The following is a 1,530-nucleotide window of genomic DNA, read 5'->3' on the forward strand; positions in this document are numbered from 1 at the left end:
TTGCGAGGAGTTCGTGGCTCAATAGTGTCGTCACGCCAATCATCAAGCGGATACTCAACCGGAGGACTGACCTCGAAATCCGTGATTATGCAAAGGTCCTCGGGCTTCGTGACGAGTATCGCATTGCAGAAATCGATGCTGATGAAGGGGATTGGATCACTGGAAGCCCACTGGCTGAATTGGATCTCCCTGACGAGGGAGTTCGCGTATTAGCTATCGAGAGGCAAGATGGGTCATATATCGGTGCTCCGGGGTCTGATAGCGAGATACAATCGGGTGATACGGCTGTGTTCTACGGACAGGAAAATAGACTACAAGAACTCGCAGACCGTGACCAAAGCGATACGCAAGCACATGAGGACGCCGTTGAAGAGCACAATGAATATGTCAAAGAACAGGAGGAGTCTACAGGATAGTAGTAGTAACTTTTTCTGTAACTAATACTTTCCCACTTACAGGGAATCACTCCTACGATGAGACGGGGGCGAGAGTGTTAGTCGAGTCATCATCCTCTATCGTAGATTGATCCCGGTTGATACTCAATTTCGGGTTCAAAAACACCAGTTTTCCATAGCGATGCGAAAACCACCGTTCTTGATATGCTGAATCGCGGTACGATTAGGACGTCCGAGCACCCATGCAAATAGTCGCCTACGTCCGCGTTTCGACTGTCGGTTCTGTATCCGGATGATCAATCCTCACCAATCAGAGGTCGGCTAGCTATATTCGTCATGCACAGGCGTTTGCGAAATTTAGACCATCAGTATAGATTTCAAGTCTAGTCGTGCATGAGCAATCTACCTGTCTGAGTTCAGACATAATGTATGGAGTGCGCATTTCTCAGGTACTACAAATGGCGAAATCAATTCAATGCCCTAAATTTCACAAATAGGTCGGGTAGTAAAACAATCTAGTCGACCTCGGTCAGTACTCGAACTTGGTATCGATGTACCGTGCGTTTTCAGTCATGACCTGGATCGCTTCGCTGTACTGGAGGACTTTCTGGATGTCGCCGTCGAGTTCGAATTTCTCCTTGCGCCGCCCCTCGGCAGCGTTGACGTCGCCTCGGATGAGGTGCTTCCAGTGGGTTGCTGGACCGTAGTACCTGAAACCGAAGTTCTCCGAGGTCGGCGTATCGATCTGCCGTGCCCGCGTACACTTCCCGTCGATGAGGTCGACAAAGAAGTACAGCGGTTCGCCGTCGTAGGCGTTGTCGGGCTGGATTTCGAATAGGAACGCACCATTGAACTCGACACCCCACCCCGACGCCGCCCGCTCGAAATCCTCGTTGTCGTTCAACTGCTCGTGCCATGTCCCAATCCAGTCGTCGGCCTCACTTGGTAGTTTAATCGCCATTGATCCTATGTAATACACACGTCGAATATCAAATAAACATATTGCCGCTCATCCACAGCCATTTAATATCCGACGCTCTTGCCTGTACTTCTGCGGTTTAATCACCAGTCGGTCAACCCTCTGACCATGGCTTTTCCAACTTCTTCGGCTTTCAGCCGTTCCAACCCTTCAGAT

At 50.0% G+C, this 1,530-nt stretch carries 2 protein-coding genes; one reads left to right on the forward strand and one right to left on the reverse strand.

Features of this window, described 5'->3' with window-relative positions; all coding sequences use genetic code 11:
• A partial coding sequence (locus tag C448_RS09475) for a TrkA C-terminal domain-containing protein (protein ID WP_004054146.1) occupies positions 1-416 on the forward strand: 416 nt, incomplete at its 5' end.
• Positions 417-924: 508 nt separating this feature from the next.
• On the opposite strand, the gene C448_RS09480 is transcribed toward C448_RS09475, so the two are convergent.
• Entirely contained in the window at positions 925-1,374 is a 450-nt protein-coding gene (locus C448_RS09480) for an SCP2 sterol-binding domain-containing protein (RefSeq protein WP_239640564.1), read from the reverse strand.
• Between the last annotated feature and the right edge of the window lie 156 nt (positions 1,375-1,530).

Source organism: Halococcus morrhuae DSM 1307, assembly GCF_000336695.1.
Taxonomy (GTDB): domain Archaea; phylum Halobacteriota; class Halobacteria; order Halobacteriales; family Halococcaceae; genus Halococcus; species Halococcus morrhuae.